The organism is Streptococcus sp. sy004 (assembly GCF_007859205.1).
Classification (GTDB): domain Bacteria; phylum Bacillota; class Bacilli; order Lactobacillales; family Streptococcaceae; genus Streptococcus.
In genome coordinates this window covers 50,461-71,868 of record NZ_VOHP01000006.1, presented here as the reverse complement: position 1 = coordinate 71,868, position 21,408 = coordinate 50,461, and the positions used below count along the sequence as shown (strand labels likewise).

At 39.6% G+C, this 21,408-nt stretch carries 27 protein-coding genes; 2 read left to right on the top strand and 25 right to left on the bottom strand.

Going from position 1 to position 21,408, the window contains the following annotated elements; genetic code table 11:
• Together FRX54_RS06375 and FRX54_RS05770 are read left to right on the top strand one after the other, a co-directional pair.
• Window positions 1-208, top strand: a 208-nt coding sequence (locus FRX54_RS06375; protein WP_222430373.1) for a hypothetical protein, incomplete at its 5' end; no start/stop codon positions are given.
• Window positions 209-277: 69 nt separating this feature from the next.
• Complete coding sequence (locus FRX54_RS05770; RefSeq protein ID WP_146461993.1) at window positions 278-1,117, top strand: exodeoxyribonuclease III; 840 nt, start codon at window positions 278-280, stop codon at window positions 1,115-1,117.
• A 69-nt stretch (window positions 1,118-1,186) separates the two neighbouring features.
• Here the strand turns inward: FRX54_RS05770 and FRX54_RS05765 are convergent, their stop codons facing one another.
• The 25 genes from FRX54_RS05765 to FRX54_RS05645 all read right to left on the bottom strand — a co-directional run bounded on the left by FRX54_RS05765 (window position 1,187) and on the right by FRX54_RS05645 (window position 21,347).
• Window positions 1,187-2,491 carry an ABC transporter permease gene (locus FRX54_RS05765; protein WP_146461991.1) on the bottom strand — a complete coding sequence of 435 codons (1,305 nt, stop codon included), beginning with the start codon at window positions 2,489-2,491 and terminating at the stop codon, window positions 1,187-1,189.
• Window positions 2,451-3,143, bottom strand: coding sequence for an ABC transporter ATP-binding protein (locus FRX54_RS05760; protein WP_146461990.1), 693 nt, complete (start codon window positions 3,141-3,143; stop codon window positions 2,451-2,453). Before FRX54_RS05760 ends, FRX54_RS05765 begins: the two co-directional genes overlap by 41 nt.
• A gap of 14 nt (window positions 3,144-3,157) precedes the next feature.
• Complete coding sequence (locus FRX54_RS05755; protein WP_146461988.1) at window positions 3,158-4,321, bottom strand: hypothetical protein; 1,164 nt, start codon at window positions 4,319-4,321, stop codon at window positions 3,158-3,160.
• Window positions 4,322-4,331: 10 nt separating this feature from the next.
• A complete protein-coding gene (locus tag FRX54_RS05750) occupies window positions 4,332-4,916 on the bottom strand; it encodes an ATP-binding cassette domain-containing protein (RefSeq protein WP_146461986.1) in 585 nt (194 codons plus the stop codon).
• A gap of 174 nt (window positions 4,917-5,090) precedes the next feature.
• Complete coding sequence (locus FRX54_RS05745) at window positions 5,091-5,552, bottom strand: ECF transporter S component (protein WP_146461984.1); 462 nt, start codon at window positions 5,550-5,552, stop codon at window positions 5,091-5,093.
• Window positions 5,539-6,300 carry a bifunctional hydroxymethylpyrimidine kinase/phosphomethylpyrimidine kinase gene (locus FRX54_RS05740; RefSeq protein ID WP_146461982.1) on the bottom strand — a complete coding sequence of 254 codons (762 nt, stop codon included), beginning with the start codon at window positions 6,298-6,300 and terminating at the stop codon, window positions 5,539-5,541. Before FRX54_RS05740 ends, FRX54_RS05745 begins: the two co-directional genes overlap by 14 nt.
• On the bottom strand, window positions 6,290-7,039 hold the full coding sequence (gene truA / locus FRX54_RS05735; RefSeq protein WP_146461980.1) for a tRNA pseudouridine(38-40) synthase TruA: 750 nt from the start codon (window positions 7,037-7,039) through the stop codon (window positions 6,290-6,292). Before truA ends, FRX54_RS05740 begins: the two co-directional genes overlap by 11 nt.
• A gap of 88 nt (window positions 7,040-7,127) precedes the next feature.
• Complete coding sequence (gene dnaJ / locus FRX54_RS05730) at window positions 7,128-8,264, bottom strand: molecular chaperone DnaJ (protein WP_146461978.1); 1,137 nt, start codon at window positions 8,262-8,264, stop codon at window positions 7,128-7,130.
• Between the two features lie 188 nt (window positions 8,265-8,452).
• The gene (gene dnaK, locus FRX54_RS05725) at window positions 8,453-10,267 is read right to left on the bottom strand and encodes a molecular chaperone DnaK (protein ID WP_146461976.1); all 1,815 of its coding nucleotides are present in this window, start codon (window positions 10,265-10,267) and stop codon (window positions 8,453-8,455) included.
• A gap of 126 nt (window positions 10,268-10,393) precedes the next feature.
• A complete protein-coding gene (locus FRX54_RS05720; RefSeq protein WP_146461974.1) occupies window positions 10,394-10,627 on the bottom strand; it encodes a hypothetical protein in 234 nt (77 codons plus the stop codon).
• Between the two features lie 12 nt (window positions 10,628-10,639).
• Complete coding sequence (gene grpE / locus FRX54_RS05715) at window positions 10,640-11,173, bottom strand: nucleotide exchange factor GrpE (RefSeq protein ID WP_146461972.1); 534 nt, start codon at window positions 11,171-11,173, stop codon at window positions 10,640-10,642.
• Window positions 11,157-12,218 carry a heat-inducible transcriptional repressor HrcA gene (hrcA, locus tag FRX54_RS05710; RefSeq protein WP_146461970.1) on the bottom strand — a complete coding sequence of 354 codons (1,062 nt, stop codon included), beginning with the start codon at window positions 12,216-12,218 and terminating at the stop codon, window positions 11,157-11,159. Before hrcA ends, grpE begins: the two co-directional genes overlap by 17 nt.
• 124 nt (window positions 12,219-12,342) lie before the next feature.
• Window positions 12,343-12,930, bottom strand: coding sequence for a glycoside hydrolase family 73 protein (locus FRX54_RS05705; RefSeq protein ID WP_146461968.1), 588 nt, complete (start codon window positions 12,928-12,930; stop codon window positions 12,343-12,345).
• Window positions 12,927-13,652: a M15 family metallopeptidase gene (locus FRX54_RS05700; protein ID WP_146461965.1), complete on the bottom strand. Its 726-nt coding sequence runs from the start codon at window positions 13,650-13,652 to the stop codon at window positions 12,927-12,929. The genes FRX54_RS05705 and FRX54_RS05700 overlap by 4 nt, the downstream gene beginning before the upstream one ends.
• A gap of 99 nt (window positions 13,653-13,751) precedes the next feature.
• Entirely contained in the window at window positions 13,752-14,114 is a 363-nt protein-coding gene (locus FRX54_RS05695; RefSeq protein ID WP_146461963.1) for an arsenate reductase family protein, read from the bottom strand.
• A 2-nt stretch (window positions 14,115-14,116) separates the two neighbouring features.
• Window positions 14,117-14,473, bottom strand: a complete 357-nt coding sequence (locus FRX54_RS05690) for a hypothetical protein (protein ID WP_146461961.1) — start codon at window positions 14,471-14,473, stop codon at window positions 14,117-14,119.
• Window positions 14,466-15,341 (bottom strand): 16S rRNA (cytidine(1402)-2'-O)-methyltransferase, encoded by an 876-nt coding sequence (gene rsmI / locus FRX54_RS05685; RefSeq protein WP_146461959.1) that lies wholly within the window; start codon window positions 15,339-15,341, stop codon window positions 14,466-14,468. The genes FRX54_RS05690 and rsmI overlap by 8 nt, the downstream gene beginning before the upstream one ends.
• A gap of 2 nt (window positions 15,342-15,343) precedes the next feature.
• A complete protein-coding gene (yabA, locus tag FRX54_RS05680; RefSeq protein ID WP_146461957.1) occupies window positions 15,344-15,661 on the bottom strand; it encodes a DNA replication initiation control protein YabA in 318 nt (105 codons plus the stop codon).
• A gap of 8 nt (window positions 15,662-15,669) precedes the next feature.
• Window positions 15,670-16,545, bottom strand: a complete 876-nt coding sequence (locus FRX54_RS05675) for a DNA polymerase III subunit delta' (RefSeq protein WP_146461954.1) — start codon at window positions 16,543-16,545, stop codon at window positions 15,670-15,672.
• Window position 16,546: 1 nt separating this feature from the next.
• A complete protein-coding gene (gene tmk / locus FRX54_RS05670) occupies window positions 16,547-17,185 on the bottom strand; it encodes a dTMP kinase (protein WP_146461952.1) in 639 nt (212 codons plus the stop codon).
• Window positions 17,186-17,295: 110 nt separating this feature from the next.
• A complete protein-coding gene (locus tag FRX54_RS05665) occupies window positions 17,296-17,952 on the bottom strand; it encodes a CBS domain-containing protein (RefSeq protein ID WP_146461950.1) in 657 nt (218 codons plus the stop codon).
• A gap of 99 nt (window positions 17,953-18,051) precedes the next feature.
• Entirely contained in the window at window positions 18,052-18,762 is a 711-nt protein-coding gene (locus FRX54_RS05660; RefSeq protein ID WP_146461948.1) for an ABC transporter ATP-binding protein, read from the bottom strand.
• A complete protein-coding gene (locus FRX54_RS05655) occupies window positions 18,762-19,526 on the bottom strand; it encodes an ABC transporter ATP-binding protein (RefSeq protein WP_146461946.1) in 765 nt (254 codons plus the stop codon). Before FRX54_RS05655 ends, FRX54_RS05660 begins: the two co-directional genes overlap by 1 nt.
• Entirely contained in the window at window positions 19,526-20,476 is a 951-nt protein-coding gene (locus tag FRX54_RS05650; protein WP_146461943.1) for a branched-chain amino acid ABC transporter permease, read from the bottom strand. Before FRX54_RS05650 ends, FRX54_RS05655 begins: the two co-directional genes overlap by 1 nt.
• 1 nt (window position 20,477) lies before the next feature.
• Complete coding sequence (locus FRX54_RS05645) at window positions 20,478-21,347, bottom strand: branched-chain amino acid ABC transporter permease (protein WP_146461941.1); 870 nt, start codon at window positions 21,345-21,347, stop codon at window positions 20,478-20,480.
• Window positions 21,348-21,408: the final 61 nt, after the last annotated feature.

The window sequence follows — 21,408 nt, the reverse complement described above, 5'->3', positions numbered from 1 at the left end:
GTTTTCACTGACTTATTGTTTATTAACAGGTTATTTTCATAACCCGCACTTGGTTCGTCTTATTCAGTTCTCAAAGGTCTTAACGTCACCATCAGGCGACAACTATTACATTCTATCAAACTATACATCCCCTGTCAACTACTTTGTCAAAAAAAAATTAAAAAAAATTGAAATGCGTTATTTTACCGCTCTGTTTGATCGCTCTTAGTGACGTTTCCAGTAACTTTTTGCTATAATAAAAGACAGTTTTAATTATAACATTGGAAAGGATAATTTCATGAAACTAATTTCTTGGAATATTGATTCTCTTAATGCGGCTTTGACCAGCGATTCCAGTCGTGCCCAACTATCTCGTGCTGTTTTGGATACCTTAGTAGAAGAAGATGCTGATATTATTGCCATTCAAGAAACTAAACTCTCTGCTAAAGGTCCAACAAAAAAGCACTTGGACATTTTAACTGATTATTTCCCAAATTATGAGGTAACTTGGCGTTCATCGGTTGAACCTGCTCGAAAAGGATATGCAGGCACAATGTTTCTTTATAAGAAAGAACTGCAACCTAAAATTACTTTCCCTAAAATTGATGCTCCATCTACGATGGATGATGAGGGGCGTATCATCACACTTGAATTTGATAACTGTTTTATCACTCAAGTTTATACGCCCAATGCCGGAGATGGATTGAAGCGTTTGAGCGAACGTCAAGTTTGGGATCAAAAATACGCTGACTATTTGGCTGAACTCGATAAGATTAAGCCTGTTTTAGCAACTGGAGATTATAATGTCGCTCACCATGAAATTGACCTTGCCAATCCTAGCAGCAACCGTCAATCTCCAGGTTTCACTGATGAAGAGCGTCAAGGCTTTACCAATCTGTTAAGCAAGGGCTTTGTTGATACTTTTCGTCATTTACATGGAAATCTACTTCACCAATACACTTGGTGGGCACAGCGTAGCAAAACTAGCAAAATCAACAATACTGGCTGGAGAATTGATTATTGGTTAGTTAGTCAGCGACTTGCTGACTTGGTATCGAAATCAGATATGATCTCCTCTGGTACACGCCAAGATCACACACCAATTGTGTTGGAAATCAATCTTGAACCACTTTCTTAATCACAAGGTATACTAAAACCTGTAAAGAAATACTTTACAGGTTTTTTATCATATCAAAATTATAACGACTTACTCATATCGTAGGGATCCCACTGGGTCTAATTGACTAATCTTACGAGTTGGGAAATAGGCTGATAAAACACCCATGACCAAAGCGAGCAAACACATGATTAGTACTGATTTTGCATCAAGCAGAAAGACTTGTTCAATCTCTGGATAAAATCGCTTGACAAGGAGATTAGCTAGACTACCGATTCCTAGTGACACAAGAAAAGCCAGCATTAAAGAAATACCGGTAATCAACAGGGATTCATAGATAAAAATCCGTTTGATATTCTGATTTAAGTAACCTACTGCCTTCATGACACCAATTTCTTTCGAGCGTTGCATGATGTTGATATAAATGATAACCCCAATCATAACCATAGAAACCAGCAATGCCTGACTAGATAGCACAACCAACAAACCTTGAATCACCTTAATAAAGTTAACGATGACTCCCAAAATCTGTTGTTGCGACAAGACGGTATATTTTTTATAGGTCTTTAGCTTGTCGATGACACGGTTTGTCTGAGCTGGATCTTTCAACTCAAAAATCATATAAGGGGTGGTTTTGCTAAACCCATTACTAGATAAAACTTGACTTAACTGGGTCCTAGACATGTAGCTGTTACTATCAGCCATCTCATCTTTGAGAACACGGATAATCTTGGTTTGAATCTGACTACTTTTACTGCCTTGGCTAGTATTTTCAATCAACGTCAAACTAACTTCTTGACCAATGACTTCCTTAGCCGTTAGCTGAGTTTTATTAGCTTTATTAAAATCGTTAAGTAAGGTTTCAGGAATGGTCAAACCTTCTTCTTTAGCGTCTTGATAAAGAGCGCCTGCCAAAACTTGCTCCTTAGTGTTAGATGACACTGAGATCCCACTATCTTGATAAAGGCTAACGATTTGAGCATAATTAGGAAGAGTCGTTGATAGATCTAACTCTCCTTTATCCGCTAACTTTAACTGAGTTGCCATGGTTGAAAAAGGAAGTTCTAAGTATTTAATTTTATCTATTCCAACTATTTTCTCAATAAATGCCTTATCTTCCTGATTGATGACACCACCTGGATTGACTTCACTATTGATCATCACTTGAATCTGAGCAGGAAGTTGGCCATTACCAGTTTCCTCATCAATCATCTTAATAATTGCATTTCCCAAACCAAAAGAAATTAAAATCCCAACAAAACCAATCGAGGTCGCAAGAGCAATCAAGAGATTCCGCCACTTACGTTCTAAAAAATTGCTCCAAGCCAACTTGAGCTGATATAGTTGAGATAAGTTATTCTTTTTGACCTTTGCTTTCTTCAATAATCTCACCATCTTTCATTTTGATAATCACATCGGCATAATCTGCCACTTCTGGATTATGGGTAACCACCAAGACTGTCTTGCCTTCTTTAACTAGGTCTTGAAAAATTTCTAACACCATTTCTTGAGATTTAGAATCCAAAGAACCTGTTGGTTCGTCTGCCACAATCAAATCGGGATCATTGACCAAGGCACGCGCAATAGCGACACGCTGCTTTTGACCACCAGACAACTGTTTGACATTCTTATCCTTGAAGGCTAGCATATCTAAATCTTCAAGAACCTTCTCTGCCCTAGCCACCATTTCCTTATGGGAGATACCTTTTAAGTACAGTGGCAACAAAACATTATCCAATACTGACTGATGAGCGATGAGATTGAAGTTTTGAAAGACAAAACCAATATGTTCCTTACGAAAAAGGGTTAGCTCTTGTTCGGAAAGTTCCTTGAAATCCTGCCCCTTAAACAAGACCCTACCTTCGTAATCACGGTCTAGGCCACTCAAAATATTGAGTAGGCTAGTCTTACCACAGCCAGACGGCCCATACAAGGCGGTCAACTTACTGGCTTCAATCACGGCAGTCAGCGAACGTAAGACATTTTCCGTCTGGGTCTGACTAATCCGATAATGCTTACTTAATTTTTCAAGATGAATTAAACTCACAGCAAACACCCTTTCTATGAAAAATAACGGCGAATCAAATAAGAATAGTTAATGAACTGACTCAGTAAACATAGACATCCCACAGCCACTAACAAATAAAACGACGAATACTTCAGCAACAACACACCAACTAAACTCATGCTTAAACTGATAAGCCAACGTTTGAGATAATAAGACATGGGCAAACGATAACTATCAATTTCCTTGGCTAGCATGAAACGCATTTCCTTGAAATAAATCACCTCGCGTAACTGAAAACCTTGTAAGGTTAGGCAAACGACAAGCAAGATTCCTGCCCAACTCAAACTATAAGACAGGCTTGCCCCTTTCCAAATCAAGAAAAACAGAACCGGAACAGCAACTAGCAGATAGGACAAGGCTGCCATCAGTAACAGTTTCGGTAAAAAGAAACTGGTCAAATTCAGTCGCAAGACTTTTAAGTAGGGCATATCTTTTAAGAGAGCTAAAAAGTAATAGATTGGGCTTTTAGAATAGTAGGCGATTGTTCCTAAAAAGAAGGCGAGAGAAACTGGCGATTGACTTAACAAGGTGACGGATTTGCCCAAACTAAATTCCCAGACGAGAAAGAGGAGAAGGGAACTCAGTGGCAGTAAAAAGGCACGCAATAAGGTTAAGTCATCCACCACAGAACGAATATAGGTCAACTGGCCCATAGTTTGTGATGTGGTCCAACGGTTTCTTTGCCAGAATTGATAACGGCTCAACAGTGGAAAACTCAAGAAATGGCTGGCAAGAAATAAACAAATTGTCAAAACTGGTTGAAAAAATAAGCCTAAAGTCAGTGCTGGTAGTATAATCACACTATTTCTCAACAAGACTAGAAGTGACCAAGACCATCTATTGATACCAAAAAAGAGATGAAAGGTTTCTTTGGTTTGGTTCTTAACCAAGTAGAAATTTTCATAGGCTATGCCTAGGGGGATAATGGCATAAAGAATGTACTTGGTTAATTTCAGATAGGACATCAAGCCATAAAATGAATAACCATCAAGTAGGCCAATGATTTTCTCTTTGACTAATAAAAATGATATGAAAATTAGGATAGATGAGAAAAGATAGGGAAACAAATAAAGCCAAAATTGTCCGGGTTTGACCTCTTCTTTGTCCTGCCAATAGCCTTGTCTGGCAATAAACAAGAGGTGAAGATTAGCTAACATATCACCCTCCTTAAAGTTGTAGCGTCAAGGCAGTGTCAGACAAGTAATCTTGATAACCATGAGTCACGATGACAAAAGACTTCCCTTTTGTCAACTCCTCTTTAATCTTTTCTGATAGGTAGATCAAACTCTGCTCATCCAAACCAGAAAATGGCTCATCCATCAAATAGAGCGGGGGATCAAGAAGAAAAGCCGCCATTAACATGACCTTTTTCTTTTCTCCCAAAGACAGCGACTGAATGGGAGTTGTCATTAACTGATGATGAAAAGAAAATTTTGCTCGTAAGTCCTCTAAGCGTTGTTGGAAATCTGACTCAGGCAAACTAAGATTGACACATAAAAATTGAAAAAAGACCTGTGGTGACATGCCAACAAAGTAGGGTTCTGATGAGTCTGGTACATAGCCTACTCGCTCACTTAGCTCAACCTGTCCTGAACTAGCCTTGACCAAACCTAGACAAATCTTCAACAAAGTTGATTTACCAGAACCATTTTTTCCTTCAATAACGATTAAAGAGTTCCTTTTAGTATCAAAAGACAGGTTAGAAAATAATACTTTTTTCTGATTACGATAGGATAATTGAGTGACTTTCATAATTAGACTACCCCTTAAACTGTTTACTAGCTTTTATCTATTATAGCAACAACCACAGACAAAAATAAACATTTTCCCGTAAACTCCTGTATTTAATTCTAAAAAACGAACGACTACGATCGTTTTTTTGATTTTTATAACAAAAATTCTTACATTTAGGTAAAAAAGATGTTATTAGTTCAACTTAACAAAAACTCTGGCTAGACTTAACCCCAAAAACATGCCCAAAGTATTTTGCAAGATATTTCCTAAAACATCTGCCAAGGCAAGACCTAGCCCATAAAAACCCCAGGAAGCTAAAAAATAGGAACTAACCATGACCAAACTAGCCAGAATTAAACCTAATCCTTTTTGACGGCCCTTAAAGCCAGCAAAGTAGCCTTGAACTCCATGAGCAAACAAACTAATCAGCATCCAGTTAGGATAGCCTGCTAACAAATCCAGTAAAAAGGCTGACAGACCTCCAACCAAGGCTCCTTCTTTTTTTCCTAGATAAGCCGCCGTAAAATAAATCCCTACATCTAACAGGGTTAAAAATCCCTTGCCTATAGGAATCATGACAAATCGCCCCAAGACCAAGGTCACTGCCACTAAAATCGCCAAAAGCGTTAAATATTGCGTGTTACTTGTTTTCATATTGTACCCCATAATCATTGGCTCCCTGAATCGCTTGATGAACAAAAGACTTGGCTGCCTTTATGGCATCAAACATGGGCTGACCTAATGCCAACTGACTAGCTAAACTTGCTGCAAAGGTACAACCCGCCCCATTATTATTGTTTTGTAAAATAGGCAGAGCCAACTCATAAAAGTCCTTACCATCATAATACAAGTCAATAGCTTGCGTCTTATCCAGACGTGTTCCACCCTTGATAACCACTTGGTTAGCCCCTAACTCATATAATTTTTGAGCAGCTTGTTTCATATCAGATAGGCTAGAAATACTAATGCCAGATAAGATTTCTGCTTCACGAAGGTTGGGAGTGATAATAGACACATAGGGAAAAAACTTCAAAAGTTCTGCTCTCATCTGACTAATCTGCTCATCACCATTTTCCTTAAAAACCAAGACAGGATCTAAAACGGTAGGTTGTGTCGAACGAGCTGTAATCATATCTAACACACGATTAGCCACGGCAGGATTAGGCAATAGCCCTAACTTAATCGCAGAAAATGGAACATCTTCTAAACTTGTCAACTGTTTAGCCAACAATTCATCAGGCAAAGCATGAATCTCAAAACCTTGTCCATTGATTGTGGCAAGGCTTGTCAAGGCAACAAAACCAAATAAACCGTGATGAGTAAAAGTTGCCAAATCAGCTTGCATGCCTCCACCACTAAGAATGTCACTACCAGAGATAGCTAGGATATATTTAGTCTTCATAGATAATCTCCTTTAAATATAGCCCATTAGGAGCCGCCGTCGGCCCTGCTAATTGTCGATTTTTTTGCTTCAAAATCTCTTTCACTTGACCAACTGGAAAACGAGCGTTACCAATCTTTAATAGCGTTCCCACCATATTACGCACTTGCTTATAAAGAAAACCGTTGCCTGTAAAGGTAAAAATCAACAAGTGACGACTCTTATCCAAACAAACACTTGCTTGACTAATCGTTCGCACCTTATTATCCACACTGGTTCCACTAGCTGTAAACCCCGTGAAATCATGCGTTCCGACCAAGTCCTTAATGGCAAGCTCAATCAAAGAAACATCGATTTCATAAGGAAAATGTGTTGCATAATGCCGCAACATTGGATTTTTGGGACGACCAATGTCCACCAAAAACTCATAGGTTTTATGATGTTTATGATAACGAGCATGAAAATCATCTGCCACTTGCTCCACTTGCAACACCGCCATATCATCTGCACTCTGCGTGTCTAAGCCAAAACGTAATTTTTCCAAATCCCGTAACTGAGGCAAATCAAAATGAACCACCTGACCATAGGCGTGAACACCACTGTCTGTCCGACCAGCCCCATGCACCGTAACTGCTTGACCACTATTTAACTTGGTCAAGGTTTTTTCTAATTCTTCTTGGACTGTTCGTCCGTGACTCTGTCTTTGAAAGCCAACAAAACCACTGCCATCATAAGAGATGGTTGCCTTATATCTTACCATGCCTCCTATTATAGCAAATCAACCACTATTCTCAAAGCCCCAGTTTTTATAAAAAACCAAGGCCCTCAGACCTTGGTTCATTTACATCTTAAATATCATCAAAAGCGTCTTTTACCTTATCAAAGAATCCTTTTTTCTTAGGATGAACTTGATTAAAGCCACTAGCTTCTGCAAAGGATTTAAGGGCTGCTTTTTGACCGTCATTAAGTTTGGTTGGGGTAACCACTGTCACTGTAACATGTTGATCCCCTTGACCACCACCTCGTAAACGTGGTGCTCCCTTACCTTTAAGACGGAAGGTCTTGCCTGTTTGGGTGCCTTCTGGAATGATCAACTCAACTGCACCATGAACAGTTGGCACTTCAATCGTATCTCCCAAGGCAGCTTGAACAAAGTTCAAATCTAATTGATAGTAAATGGTTGCACCTTCACGCTTAAACTTATCACTTGGGCGAACATTGATGATAACAAATAGATCTCCATACGGACCGCCATTAAATCCTGCTTCTCCTTGATCTGCTAAACGGATTTGTTGACCTGTTTCGACACCTGCCGGCACCTTGACGAACACCTTGTGAACTTGTTCTTCATGACCCGTTCCACGACAGGTTTGACATGGTGAGATGATTTCTTGGCCACGACCATGACAACGGTCACAGGTCACTTGACGACGCATCATGCCAAGCGGTGTTTGTGTGTCAACTGTCATAACACCTGCACCATGACAACGTCCACAAGTAACAGGATTCGTACCAGGCTTGGCACCTGAACCAGAGCAAGTCCCACAAGACGCTTCTCTGCTATACTTGACTTCTTTTTCCGTACCAAAAATCGCTTCTTCAAAACTCAAATCGACACGATATTGTAAATCATCCCCCTGACGTGGGGCATTAGGATTGCGACTTGCTCCACCACCAAAGAAACTCGAGAAAATATCCTCAAAGCCACCGAAACCAGAGCCGTCAAAACCACCAAAGCCACCTGCTCCGCTACCGAAACCACCACCTGCTCCTGCAGCACCAAACTGGTCATAGCTGGCACGCTTTTGGCTATCACTCAAGGTTTCATAGGCTTCTTGAATGTCCTTGTATTTTTGTTCAGCTCCTGCTTCCTTATTCAAGTCAGGATGGTATTTTTTCGACATTTTGCGATAGGCTTTTTTGATTTCGTCTTGCGACGCATCCTTTGACACACCTAAACGTTCATAAAATTCTGTATTGTTCATAATAAGATACAAAGGGCGTTAAAAGGAAGCCAAAAACAGATATTTTAACGATAGGCATGTTATAACCTAGAAAATTATCTTTTTGGCTCAGTTCTTAGCCCGTGTTCGATTGCGAACACTCTTCCTTTCTCTCTTCTTACCCAAAAACAGAGGCTGGGCTGCAACCTCTGTATTTTTTTAGTCTAGCTTTACTTTTCAGTAAACTCACCATCGACAACATCATCTGCTGAGCTATCAGTAGTTTGGTCAGCCCCCGCTGCTTGTTGAGCTGCTGCCGCTTGCTCATACAGTTTCACTGCCAAGGCTTGTGCTTTTTCGTTAAGAGCGTCTAGTTTAGCTTTCATCTCATCAAGATTGCCAGACTCTTGAGCCGCTTTCAAATCATCAAGACCTGCTTGAGCTGCGTCACGCTCTGCATCAAAACCTTTGCCTTCTGTTTCTTTAATCGTTTTTTCTGTCGCAAAGATAGCTTGGTCAACTTCATTACGAAGGTCAACTTCTTCTTTACGTTTCTTATCTGCTTCAGCATTTGCTTCAGCATCTTTCATCATGCGATCAATTTCTTCTTCTGAAAGACCATCGTTAGATTTGATGACGATATGTTGTTCTTTTTGAGTACCAAGGTCTTTAGCCTTAACAGACACAATACCGTTTTTATCAATATCAAATGTCACTTCAATTTGTGGAATACCACGAGGAGCTGCCGGAATGTCTGTCAATTGGAAACGACCAAGCGTTTTGTTGTCTGCTGCCATTGGACGCTCACCTTGAAGCACATGAATATCTACGGCTGGTTGATTGTCTGCTGCCGTTGAGAACACTTGTGATTTAGACGTTGGGATTGTTGTATTACGCTCAATCAATTTCGTAAAGACACCACCCATAGTTTCAATACCAAGTGACAACGGTGTGACATCAAGAAGAACGACATCTTTCACATCACCTGTAATGACACCACCTTGAATCGCTGCACCCATAGCAACTACTTCATCAGGGTTAACCGATTTGTTTGGCTCTTTACCAGTTTCAGCTTTTACAGCTTCAACAACGGCTGGAATACGTGTTGAACCACCAACTAAGATAACTTCATCAATTTCAGAGATTGACAAACCTGCATCTGAAAGAGCTTGACGAACTGGGATTTTTGTACGTTCTACTAAGTCACGTGTCAAATCATCAAATTTAGCACGAGTCAAAGCAACTTCCAAGTGAAGTGGACCTGCTGCTCCTGCAGTGATAAATGGTAGGCTGATTTGAGTTTGTGTTACACCTGAAAGGTCTTTTTTAGCTTTTTCAGCCGCATCTTTCAAACGTTGAAGAGCCATCTTGTCAGCTGACAAGTCGATACCATTTTCTTTCTTGAATTCTTCTACTAAGAAATCAATGATTTTTTGGTCAAAGTCATCACCACCAAGTTTGTTGTCACCTGCAGTTGCTAATACATCAAAGACACCGTCACCAAGTTCAAGAATTGACACATCAAACGTACCACCACCGAGGTCAAACACAAGGATTTTCTCATCTTTATCTGTTTTGTCAAGACCATAAGCAAGGGCTGCTGCCGTTGGTTCGTTGACGATACGCTCGACTTCAAGACCTGCAATTTTACCAGCGTCTTTTGTTGCTTGACGTTGGGCATCATTGAAGTATGCTGGTACCGTGATAACTGCTTTTTCAACTTTTTCACCTAGATAATCTTCTGCGTAACCTTTCAAGTATTGCAAAATCATAGCTGAGATTTCTTGTGGTGTGTATTCTTTACCATTGGCAGAAACTTTTTCAGATGTTCCCATTTTTGATTTGATTGAGATGATTGTTTCTGGGTTCGTAACTGCTTGACGTTTTGCGGCATCACCAACGATGATTTCGCCATTTTTGAAAGAAACAACGGATGGGGTTGTACGGTTTCCTTCTGGGTTAGCAATAATCTTGCTTTCAGTTCCTTCAAGAACTGCTACTGCTGAGTTTGTTGTTCCTAAGTCAATACCAATAATTTTAGACATTGTGTTACCTCTTCTTTTATTTTCTTTTTAACGCTCTCTTTGAACGGTTGGGACAATAGCATTTTATTAACTTGCTGTTCATTTTAATATTGCCTTGTTTATCATCACAGACCATTGATTGAAAGTCTAAGCTTTTTCAGCTTTAGCAATACCTCTAGTCCTAATATACGCATGGTGCCCACAATGTGGACAACCTAACCACTCATCATCGCTGTTAGGAAAGTCAGCCATGGAAACCAAAACTTTTACTTTTCCTCGGCAGCTTTCACAGGTATTTTCACCTTCATAATAACGCTGAGCAAACTTACGATATTCTTCGTTTTGTTTTCTATTTTGTTCAAAAATATCTAGCATACGCATTTTCTCACTTTCTTAATTATACACCACCACCATAGCTGGACGCAATAAGCGATCATGGAGTTGATAACCTTTTTGGAAAACTTCTGCAATCGTATCTGCAGGATGGTCTTCATCAGCAGCCAAGGTTTGAACAGCCATGTGGAAATTAGCATCAAACTGCTCTGTCGCCACTTCTTCAACACCTTCTTCTTTAAGGGCTTGAACCAAACTATCACGTGTCATTTCCAGACCTTTTTTAACGTCTTCTGTCAATCCGTCAACTGCCAAAGCACGCTCAAGATTATCCAAGGCTGGCAAGACTTTCTTTGCCAAATCTTGTGAACGGTATTTTTGCAATTGCTGACGCTCTTCACTAGCACGACGTTGAATATTTTGCATTTCAGCATGAGCTCGTAAGTATTCGTTTTCAAATTCATCAACCTTTGCTTGAAGCGTTGCTACCTCAGAAGATAAGTCCTCTGTTTCTTCAGCGACTGTCTCTGTCGTTTCTTCTTCAATAGGATTTGTTTCCTCTTCTAATGCTTCATTTTTAATATCTTCTGACATAATCGTCTCCTTTTTCTACTTCATAATGGTTACTGTTAAGGTAGCGATAGTAATCACCCAATTTAACAGCCAAAACCTTACTCACTAATTTAATTAAACTAATCAGTCGGCGATAATCCATCTCCACCGGACCAATTAGACTTAACTGCCCAAAACCACGATAGGGAATGAGAAATTTTTGTTGGATGACACCGACCTGTCCCAAATCTTGTTTTAGCTGATCAGCTAGGTCAATATGAGTCATCTCATCTTCTTGCATTTGCTCCCTTAATAAGTTGGCGACATCTTGATTATTATCCAAAAATTGATAGGTTTTTAAGTTAGCATAACTCAAACTATTAACCTTACCAGCTATAAAAACACTTTCTCGGAATAACTCAGAAAAAATGTATTCGAACAGGTCAAGAACATTATCGGTCGTCACAAAGTATTTTTGCACAACCTGTGGAATCTCTGTCCTGAGCTTATAGTGAATTTCTAGGACAGATTTATTAAGCAAACGCTCATTAACCAGATTTTCCAAGACCAGTAAATCTCGACTCAAAAAGTTTTTCGGAATGGCAAATTGAATCGTTACTGACTTTGACGCATCTAAAATCATAATCGCCAAAGCATCATGGCTACTATGCTGGACAATCTTAAAACCTGTTAGAGTCTGTTCCTTAGCTTCCACATCAAGTGTCACCGCTGTATAGCCTGTCATGTCAGCTAAAAGCCGACTAGCTGTTTGGAGCAAATCTTCTAACTTAAAGGCTTCAAAATCAAAAGCTTTAATGACTTGATAAGCATCTGCTTCATCAAGCCGCCCTTCTTGCATGGAATGCTCAATCACATACTTAAACCCAGCTAAACTCGGTTTTCGACCACTAGAAGTATGGGCTTTTTCCAATAAGCCTATCTTCTCTAAGCGAGCCATATCATTACGAATGGTGGCCGAACTTGACTCGATCATTTCTTGCAAACTTTTTGAACCAACAGGTTCGTGAGTCTGAACAAATAAATCAACAATCAGATTCAGAATATCACTCTGACGTTGAGTAATCATAAGACCCACCTCCATTCGTTAGCACTCTTGTTTGAAGACTGCTAATTTATAACTCTATTATACCCCAATAAATTGTCTTGTCAAGAAAAAACACAAAAAAATTAGCACTCTTTTTTATCGAGTGCTAATTTTTATCGTAACGGGTTAAATTCTTCTCTTCAATCAGTTTAATCAATTTTGCTTCATAATCAGCAATAGGGCTAAAACCCGCTTTATTTAAAGCTTTAACCGAAATTTTATAATCTGTTGAGGTGACCAGAGTTTCATAAAGTTCCTTGCCCCAGACCTTTCCTGACTTCAGAATTGCCAGATAATCATAGAGAGACGCCTTCCAACTGTCATAAATCGCAAAACGATCTGTCACAGTCGTTAATTTATTAGATAAGTAACGGGTGGTTGACAAAGAAACACTATCACGCCCCTCATAAGCTGGCAAAGCCATAAGATTATGATAATTCACTGCCACGACATAAGTACCATAATTAGAAGATAAAGCCGCCTGACCAATAATAAGAGAGGCTGGCACTCCATAGGCGTCTGATAATTCTTGAGCAATCGGAGCTATTTTTTCAATAAATTGTTCCTGAGTATAGGACGTTCTAACTACCGTTTCTGCTCGCATCATTTGTGGCCGACTCAAAATCGACACTAATCCTATCAAGAGCAAAAAGGTAAGGCAAAGCATACCCTTCAACGATAAGCGACGCTTCATTGTCCGTTCTCCTTCAATAATTCAATGTATTCTTCTAAAGCCAAGTTATGCTTGACCATATAGGCTGCTGAGATTTTTCCAACATAACGGTAATGCCAATTTTCATAAGTAATGCCTGTAATGATCGTCTTATCTTTTGGAAATCGTAAAACAAAACCATACGTTGCTGCCAACTGTTGTACTTGCTTGGCAATCGCTTCATCACTACCATCTAAGTTAGGCGTCGTACTCATATCAAAAGCAAGCCCAGTTTGATGTTCACTAGCTCCTGGTGGTTGAGAAAATGTTTGGACAATTTTCTCAGCCTCATCTCGACTTAAACTTGGATCACCCAGTAGCTCTCTCTCCACATAGCCATTATAGACTTGTTCCTGGTAAGCAACGCTACGATAGGCTGAAATCAACTGTTCATTAGACGATATGCTTTGTGCTGCTGCTAAAAACTGTCTGACATCATTTTCAATCCGCCTATCAACAAACACCCCATCGACTTCTACCAAATCAGGATTTAACTCTTCTTTAGGATGTTGACGATTAACCAAAACCAACTCCCAATCAGATGAAGATACCTTAGGTAAGTTGACTTGCTTAACCTTTGACGTTGAACTAGCTTCTTGCTCTGTTGACGGTTCAGTCTGTTTAACAAAAGAGCAAGCTCCCAACAAGACTAAAAATATGACGCCAAAAATAATAGCCATAACAGATTTTCTAGTTGATAACATCTGCAATACCTCTTTCACATAGACTTATTTTAGCATAAAAAAACAAAAAAGGCTAACTGTCATTTAACTAGCCTTCTTTTCTCTATTCGTAAAATAAAATCACTTTTCCTTGATTGGTAATAATTCATAAGGGGTTCTATAACCAATTTGTAAAATGTGATTACCATCAAGCAAAATCGGACGCTTAATCAACATACCATCTTGCGACAACAAGCTCAACAATTCGTCTTTTGAAAATTGATCAAATCTATTTTTCAAATCTAACTGACGATAAGAATTGCCACTGGTATTGAATAACTTCTTCAAGGGAAGTTCATTGTGAGCTAGCCAGTCAGCTAAAACATCAACTGTAGGTGGTGTTGTCTTAATATCAACAGCTTCAAAGTCCACTCCCAACTCCTTGAGTTCTTTTTTGGCTTGACGACAAGTTGAACATTTTGGGTATTCATAAAACGTTAACATGTTTAGTCCTCCTTAATTTTCAGATAACCAGTTTCTGTGAGTAAGGGCGTCACCATTCCCCCAGAACAAAGATACTCCACCCCTGTTTGCTGATCCGTCATAAGATAAACCATTCTAAACAGTCCTGCTCGTTTAACATTAAACGTAAAACGTTGCTTTAGGTCACGTCCATATTCTTTTTGTCTTGTTTTATCCAATTCTAAGGGTAGTTTGGGAAGACCTGCCATAACAAAATTTCCATCTTGATCCATCAAGGGGATTTGGTTATAAAGCGTTGTTAGATATTGGACCCCAGTTTCACGATCGACCAAGAGCATCACGGGATGTTTCAACATATAATAAAGAAAACGATTATTCACTGTGATCCTCCTTTTGTTGATGGTAGGCTTGATAGAGTTCCTGACGATTTAGACCGTATTCTTTAGCAACTGCCTTAATCGCTTGGTTGGGCTTATGACCTGATACAACTAAGGCCTTGACCAAAGCTACTGGATCTTGGTCTGCTAGCGATCTATCTTCAAGAGCTGCTCCTGAAACGATTAGCAAACATTCTCCCTTAATGGCTTTCTCTTCTAACGCCTCAATCAGCTCACTTAGACTTGCACGTTGATATTCTTCATAAATCTTGGTCAATTCACGTACTAAAACCACTTGACGATCACCATAAACTGCCAACATATTCGTCAACGTGTCTAGCACACGATAAGGTGACTCATAAAAAATTTGGGTTTCTGGATAGGCTTTTTTTTCTTCAAAAAAACTGAGCTGCTGACCTTTTTTACGTGGTAAAAAACCATAAAAAATATGCGGTTGCGGAGCCAGCCCACTCGCAATCAAGGCTGTAATGCCTGCAGAGGCACCCGGCAGAGAAACGACTGGAATCTCTCTAGCAAGTGCTGCTTGTACCAAATCATGACCTGGATCAGAAATACTTGGCATGCCAGCATCAGATACTTGAGCTAGTGATTTCCCCGACAACAACAATTCAATTAACTCTCCTATTTTTTCATAAGCATTATGCTCGTGAAAGCTCGTTTGAGGGGTTTCAATGTCAAAATACTTAAGTAGTTGCCCAGTCGTCCTTGTATCTTCCGCACAAATGACATCAACTGACTTTAAGACATCGATAGCTCGAAAGGTCATATCTTGCAAGTTACCAATAGGTGTTGGCACCAGATAAAGACTACCGACTACTCTTACTTCCTTAAAACTTTTTTGAATTTGCATCGTTAAGCTCTTTCTAGCTGCTCATCACACCAAAGGCAGTCACCGTCATTATCTCGTCGTTGACCATAAAAATCTTTACACACATGAAAGCCATCTTGATAGATGCCCAATAAGGTATCACGAGTTTCCTTACTGGTTCTCGTTTTACCTTTTTCAACTTCTTCAAAATATTGACGCAGCTTGGTATTCTCTAAACGCAAGCGAGCATTCTCCTCGACCAAGGCTTGCACTTGTTTTTTCATGGCTTCCACATCAGCCAAGGTCAACATTAAATTTTGTGAAAAGCCATCAAAGGCATCAAATAGATCTTTTTTTACCATTATTTTCCTCAACTTATCACCATATATTCCAAAACATTTTGAAAACTAACATGACTTTTCCACATTTTCTGAGCCAAATAAAGTCGCTCTAAATAAGCAAAAGCCATCTGTTTGGGCAACTGTTCTGCCAACAAGAAACTCAACAACTTAAAAACAAGCTCTTGTTCACTTTTTTCCTTAAACAGCGTTACTAGACGTGCAACTTCTAAAAAAGAAGACTTGGAATCATTAAATAAAACGGTTAAAAAACGTTCTAGGTGCTGTAGTTGCTGCAAGACTTTCTGACTTTTTACCAGAGTTTCAGCCTCTTCTTGATCCTTAGCCAATTGTGCTAGAATCTTCGCTTGATTCGGTAATAGCCCTGATCTAGCAAAGAAATCCCTGAGATAGCTTTCATTTTTAGGGAAAAACACCTGCTGACAACGACTTTTGATAGTTGGTAGAATCAGATTAGCATCGTCTGTTAAAAGAAAAATCAAAACATTAGTCTTTGGTTCTTCCATAATCTTCAACAAGCTATTGGCTGCATTGGGGTGCATTTTTTCTGCCTGTCGAATAATAAAAACCTGCTTATCTCCCTCAAAACCTGAACGAGAAAAATCACGCAACGCCTCTCTGATGGTTTCTGTTTTAATCACCTGTCCGATTGGCTCAATCACATGTAAATCAGAAAATTCCAACCTTGTAATCAAGCGACAAGAACGACACGTTCCACAGGGCAAGTTTTCTACCAATTCAGAGCAAAATTGACTTTGCGTGATAAACAAAGCTATTTCCCAACTGGCAAATCCCCCATCAAAAAGATAAGCATGACTCAAACGCTCTGTCTGTAAAATCTTAACAAAGTCTGCGTAAATTTTCGGTTGTAATTGGGCTACTGTCATGCTAATTACCTTTCACTAAGGTTAGTATCTTTTCCATCGCCTCTTTCACAACAAGATCCAAAGCCTGTGTGGCATCTATACAGACAATCCGTTCAGGGTGCAGCTGGGCTAGTTCCTGGTAACCCTTTCGCACACACTGGTGCATCTCCAGTTTTTCCAAATCTAGACGATTAACTTCTCGATTTTTATTTTGATTGATACGCTCTAGGCCAATTTCAGAAGGCACATCAAAATACAGGGTCAAATCTGGCTCACGGTCATCGGTAACGTAAGCATTAAGCCAAGTAATCGCTGACTTATCCAGTTGGCGACCGTAACCTTGATAAGCCATCGAACTATCAACAAAACGATCCACCAACACCAAGGTCCCGTTTTCCAAAGCTGGCACAATCTTTTCAACCATGTGTTGACGTCTAGCCGCCATATAAAGCAACAGCTCCGTCTTATTGTCCATGCTAGTGTGCGTAATATCTAAAATCACGTCACGGATTTTTTCAGCGATCGTTATCCCACCTGGCTCTCTAGTTGCCACTACATCAACTGATAATTCAGCCTGCAAGCTAGGTAACAGACGCTCTAAAACTGTTGTTTTTCCAGCTCCATCTGGCCCTTCAAATGAAATCAATAATCCTTTTGTCATAGCAGCCCTTCATTAGTTTAGTAGTTCTATTCTATCAAAAAAAGTCAAAAAAAGCAGTCGCAAGCAAGTAAAAAGGTTGAAAAGTTTTCCCTTTCCAACCACTAATAGCCTTATAAAGCCTTGACCTCAGTTAGGGTCACACTATCCACTTGAACTCCTTGTTCTGTCAATTCTTTCTTCAACAGTTCTGGGTCAAAACGACCATCCAACTGGACTTCAACCAAAACCTTATCTTCATTTTCATTATTGACCAAAACGCTTCGGATATTGAGATGGTCCTCAGCAAAAATCTTAACGACTTTTTCAAAAGCTCCTGCTTGATCTTTCAAGAACAAACGCACACGCACCCCTTCTTCACCATAACCAGATACTTTAAGGAAGGTTTTAAAGACATCTCGATCAGTAATGATGCCAGACACAATCCCATTTTCTGCTACAGGAAGAACACCAACCTTATTTTTCATCATGAGATAGATCGCATCTTCTAACGTCGCATAAGGTGAAATCGAAACTACATCCTTAATCATGACATCACCAATCTTCGTCTTATTTAATAAATAATTCATCTCATAAATGGAAAGACTGGTTGCTTTTGAAGGGGTCGCTTCTGCCATGGTTCCTTCTGTCACCAAACCGACTAGTTTATCATTTTCAATAACAGGTAAACGACGCAAATTTTGTTCCTTCATCAAGTCAGCTGCATGAGCCACACTCGTATCTGGTGATACATAAACCACTTTTTTAGTCATAAAATCTTTAACAGCCATAAATACTCCTCCACTCTTTTTATCTACTTTTATTATAGCATAAGTCGAAATCGTTTTCTATGTTAAAAAAATCCCTGACAAGTGTCAGAGATTTTCTCGTTAACCACCAAGATAGGCCTTTCTCACTTCATCAGAAGCTAAAAGCTCCTGACCTGTTCCTGAAAGAACTACTTTACCAGTTTCTAAAACATAACCACGATTAGCGATTGACAAGGCCTTATTGGCATTTTGCTCAATCAGAAGAACCGTTGTACCTTGACGCTGAATATCTTGGATAATGTCAAAAATTTCTTGAATAAAGATTGGTGCCAACCCCATTGATGGCTCATCTAGTAAGAGCAACTTGGGTTGACTCATCAAGGCACGCCCCATAGCCAACATCTGTTGCTCACCACCGGATAGAGTCGCTGCATCTTGGTTTTTACGTTCTTCTAAACGAGGGAAACGTGCAAAAATCTTTTTGAGATTAGCTTGGTTTTCTTCTCGATTATTTTTAAGGAAAGCACCCATCTCAAGATTTTCCAAAACCGTCAAACCTGAAAAGACATGGCGACCTTCTGGTACTTGTGACAGACCGTCTGCTACGATCTTACGAGCAGGGACTTTTTGAATTTCATTACCTAAAAATGAAATCGTACCACCACTTGGACGAACCAAGCCAGAAATAGTTCGTAGAATCGACGTTTTACCTGCACCATTGGCACCGATTAGGGTAACCACTTCTCCTTCGTTAACCTCAAAACTAACATTTTTAACAGCCTCGATAACACCGTAACTGACTGATAAATTTTCTACTTTTAACATAGGCATTAGGCGTCACCTCCTAGGTAGGCTTCAATTACTCGTTTGTTATTTTTAATTTCTTCTGGTGTACCATGAGCGATTAGACGACCGTATTCTAAAACATAAATACGTTCTGTTACTTCCATAACCAAACTCATGTCATGCTCGATAAGGATAATGGTAATACCAAATTCTTCCTTAATCTTACGAATTAAGCTAGTCAACTCTGCCGTTTCTTGTGGGTTCATACCCGCTGCTGGCTCGTCCAAGAAAAGAATCTTAGGCTCTGTTGCCAAGGCACGAACAATTTCTAAACGACGTTGCTGACCATAAGGAAGATTTTTAGCCAAGGTATCCGCATCCTTATCCAAATCAAAGATGGCAAGTAAGCTCATGGCTTTTGAGGCCAATTCTTCTTCATTTTGATAGAATTTTGGCAGACGAAGAAAAGAAGCTAGTAGATTTGGCTTACGATTGTTCCCCATACCAACCAAAACGTTTTCCAATACCGTCATATCCTTAAACAGACGGATGTTTTGGAAGGTACGCGACAAACCAAGTGAAGCAATAGTATATGGTTTTTTTCCATTAAGAAGAGTGCCGTCTAAGCTCACTGTTCCTTCACTTGGCTCATAAACACCTGTCAAGAGATTAAACAGTGTGGTTTTACCTGCCCCATTAGGACCAATCAAACCAACCAGTTCACCTGCATTTAATTCTAGAGTGACATCACCAACGGCAGTTAGACCACCAAAGTTTTTAGTCAGATTTTTTACCTCAAGAAGTGCCATTAGTTTTTGCCCTCCTTACCTTTTGCGAAAAATTTAGATAGCATCAATTCTTTTGTACCAAGAAGACCACCTGGACGGAAGACCATTACCAAGATAAGAGCAAGTGAGTAAATAATCATTCGCAATTCTGATACATTTTGCAAGAACATATTTAAAACACCTAATACAATAGCAGCAACTACTGTCCCAGTTACTGAACCTAGACCGCCCAGTACGGCAATAATTAAATAATCAATCGAGCGTAGAATGGTGAAATCTTTTGGCACTGCTGTTCCAAGGTAACCAATATAAAGAGACCCTGCCAAACTTGCCATCATAGCTGCAATCACAAAGGTTAGTACTTTAGCTTTTGTCGTGTTAACACCCATTGACTCAGCCGCAATTTCATCCTCACGAACAGCAATCACTTCACGCCCCATTGGACTACGAAGGTAGTTTAAAACCAAGATAACGATCCCCACCACAAAGATGAATACAGTTGGCCAAGTCGTGTATTGTAAGATACCAGTCAAACCTGCAGCACCATTAGTTAGCTCTCCTCCGTTGATGATAATCATACGGATAATCTCAGATACACCAAGGGTTGCAATAGCAAGATAGTCCCCTTTCAAACGTAACGTTGGTAAACCAACAACTAGGGCAACTATTGCTGCAATCAAGGCACCTACAAGCATAGATACATAAAATCCCGCATAGGTCGGCATGGATTTTGTTAAAATAGCTGTCGCATAGGCACCAATAGCCATGAAACCTGCTTGTCCTAGAGGGAATTGGCCTGAGAAACCAAGAATTAAGTTAGTTCCTAAAGCCATGATAATGCTAATACCAATTCCCATCAAAATTTGCACATAATAAATGCCTAATAAACCACTAGAAATCAAAACAGATAAGAGAACAAAGACGGCAGCAATCAAAGCAAGCCAAACAAGATTTACTTTCAAATTTTTCATGCTACACCTTCTCCTTCACATTTTTACCAAGAATACCTGCTGGTCTAATCAGCAAAATGACAATCAAAATAATATACACCACTGCATCACGGAAACTTGACAAACCAATTGAGATTGAGAATGTTTCCAAAAGACCAATGATAAAGCCACCAAGTGCTGCACCTGGAATAATCCCGATACCACCCAAAACGGCAGCAACGAAGGCTTTAATACCTGGTGTCATTCCCATCAAAGGATCAATCGAGTTGTAATAAAGACCAATCAAGACACCTGCTGCACCAGCAAGAGCCGAACCAAGAGCAAAGGTAAAGCTGATGGTCGAGTTAACGTTGATCCCCATAAGTTGTGCCGCATCACTATCAACAGACACTGCACGCATGGCTTTACCCATTTTTGTTTTCTTAACAATAAATTGCAAAGCAATCATCAAGCTGACCGATACAAGCAAGATAGTCAACTGAACATTGGTAATGCTAATTGGACCTAAATTATATTTAACTGTCTGTAAGGCTTGTGGAAAGGCACGCGTGTTGGCACCAACCAAGTAAACCATACCGTATTCTAAAAGGAAAGACACACCAATTGCTGTAATCAAAGCAGCAATTCGAGTTGAATTTCTTAACGGACGATAGGCTAAAAATTCAATTAAAACACCCAAAGCCGCAGTCAAAATCATTGTCAACAAGAGTGCAACAAAGAAATTCATCTGGAAGGTTGAGATTAAATAGTAACCAATAAAGGCACCCATCATGTAAAGATCACCATGGGCAAAGTTAATCAACTTGATAATACCATATACCATGGTGTATCCAAGGGCAATCAGGGCGTAGACACTCCCTAAAATTAACCCATTGACAAGTTGCTGAAGCATAGAGTCACCAAACTTTCTATCAATAATAATGAATAAGTGGAAGAATATATTCTTCCACTTA